The sequence below is a fragment of the Falsiroseomonas oryzae genome (assembly GCF_027856955.1).
Taxonomy (GTDB): Bacteria; Pseudomonadota; Alphaproteobacteria; order Acetobacterales; family Acetobacteraceae; genus Falsiroseomonas; species Falsiroseomonas oryzae.
Genome location: NZ_JAPSMD010000696.1, coordinates 1 through 1895, shown reverse-complemented (window position 1 = coordinate 1895; position 1895 = coordinate 1). Strand labels below are relative to the sequence as shown.

Below are 1895 nucleotides of genomic sequence, written 5' to 3'. Positions count from 1 at the left end.
CCCAGCCGCGGATGGCGGCGATCTGCCGCGCGTCGTCCTGCTCGATCCAGTCGCCCGTGCTGACGGAGACGCGCACCCCCGGCACGGCGCGGCGCACCGCGGCCACGGCGGCGCCCACCGCTTCCGGCGCCAGCGTCTCCCCCCCGGCGCCGTCGCGCGGGTGGATGTGCAGCGCGATGGCGCCGGCGGCGATGCAGGCCGCCGCATCGGAGGCCAGCGCATCCGGCGTGACCGGCAGCCTCGGGTGGAAGCCCCGCGCACGCGCCCCGTTGAGGCACGCCTGGATCTGCCGTGCGCCCGCCACCTGCACCCTTCCCCGACCGTCCTTGGCGCGCAGTATGCCCCACCCTGCGTGACGCGCGCAGTACGGCTTCTCGCGCGGAGCGCGCACCAGGCCACACACGCGGCGCGAGGCCAGGGAAGGCACGACGGCGGACGGCTTGCGCCGCGGGCCGGGGGACGACCATATCCCCGCCATGGATCTCGACTTCACCGAGGACGAGCTGCGCCGCTACTCCCGCCACATCCTGCTGGCGGAAGTGGGCGCGACCGGCCAGGCGCGGCTGCGCCAGGCGCGCGTGCTGGTGGTCGGCGCCGGCGGGCTCGGCTCGCCGCTCGCGCTCTACCTCGGGGCCGCCGGCATCGGCACGCTCGGCCTGGTGGACCACGACGTGCTGGAGCTGTCGAACCTGCAGCGCCAGGTGGCGCACGACACCTCGCGCCTCGGCCGCAACAAGGCGGAGAGCGTGGCGCAGACCCTCGCCGCGCTGAACCCGGAGGTGCGCCTGGAGGTGCATCCCCGCCGCATGGACGCCGAGGCCGCGCGGGAGCTGATCCCGCGCTACGACGTGGTGTGCGACGGCACGGACAACTTCGCCACGCGCTTCCTGCTCGGCGATGCCTGCCACCTGCTCGGCAGGCCCCTGGTCTCGGCCGCGGTGCTGCGCTTCGAGGGGCAGCTCTCCGTCTTCCGCGGGCATGAGGGCCCGCCGCATCCCTGCCACCGCTGCCTGCACCCGGAGCCGCCGCCGGAGGGCCTGGTGCCCACCTGCTCCGAGGCCGGCGTGCTGGGCGCGGTGGTCGGCGTGATGGGCACGCTGCAGGCGACGGAGGTGCTGAAGCTGCTGCTGGGCATCGGCGAGGGGCTGTCGGGCCGGCTGCTGCTGTGGGACGCGCTGGATGCGCGCTTCCGCACCGTGAAGCTGAAGCGCGACCCGGCCTGCCCGCTCTGCGGCGAGCATGCCACGATCCGCGACCTGTCGGCGCATGAGCACGCCGCGCCGGCGGCCTGCGCGGTGTGACCCAGGCGCATGTGCCTCAGCCGCTCGGCATCCTGCTGCTGTCGGGCACGCACGAGCGCGCGCATTACGCGCTGGTGCTGGCCACCGGCGCGGCGGCGATCGGACGCGAGGTGGTGATCTTCGCCACCAACCAGGGTTGCCGGCTGTTCGCGGCGGCGCGGCCCCTCGAATCGGATCCGCGGGAGGCGCTGGTCGCCCAGCGCAGCGTCGCCGGGATTGGCACGCTGCTGGCAGCGGCGGAGGAGCTCGGCATCCGCCGCATCGCCTGCGACGCGGGGCTCCGCACGGAGGGACTCGCCGGCGCCGCGCTGCAGCCGGGCGTGGAGGTTGCCGGCGTGGTCACCTTCCTTGGCGCGGTCGGCAACGGCCAGATCGTCAGTCTGTGAACATGGCTTGACCCGGCACGGGGGAATGTCGGAGGGATCGGCCATGCCCTTCCTTCGCCCCGTGTGGCCGGCGGTGCTTCTGCTGGCACTCGGAACCGGCGCGGCCTGGCCGCAGCAGCCGCCGGTGGCGCCCGGCAGCCTGCCGCCGCCCCGGCCGGTACAGCCGGCACCCTCGCCGGCACCGGCGCCCGCCGCACAGCCCGCACCC

General features: G+C 75.5%; 3 protein-coding genes. 2 read left to right on the top strand and 1 reads right to left on the bottom strand.

From position 1 onward, the window contains the following. Positions 1 to 304: 3-keto-5-aminohexanoate cleavage protein (locus OZN99_RS30720; protein ID WP_270939001.1), on the bottom strand; the 304-nt coding region annotated here is incomplete at its 3' end. Positions 305 to 476: 172 nt separating this feature from the next. Here OZN99_RS30720 and OZN99_RS30715 point away from each other — a divergent pair. Together OZN99_RS30715 and OZN99_RS30710 are read left to right on the top strand one after the other, a co-directional pair. Further along, the gene (locus OZN99_RS30715) at positions 477 to 1301 is read left to right on the top strand and encodes a HesA/MoeB/ThiF family protein (protein ID WP_270939000.1); all 825 of its coding nucleotides are present in this window, start codon (positions 477 to 479) and stop codon (positions 1299 to 1301) included. Next, a complete protein-coding gene (locus tag OZN99_RS30710) occupies positions 1298 to 1687 on the top strand; it encodes a DsrE family protein (RefSeq protein ID WP_270938999.1) in 390 nt (129 codons plus the stop codon). Before OZN99_RS30715 ends, OZN99_RS30710 begins: the two co-directional genes overlap by 4 nt. The last annotated feature ends 208 nt before the right edge of the window (positions 1688 to 1895 follow it).

Excerpts from the sequence above, each read along its gene's own strand:
- OZN99_RS30715 (WP_270939000.1), top strand. The coding sequence starts at position 477 with ATGGATCTCGACTTCACCGAGGACGAGCTGCGCCGCTACTCCCGCCAC.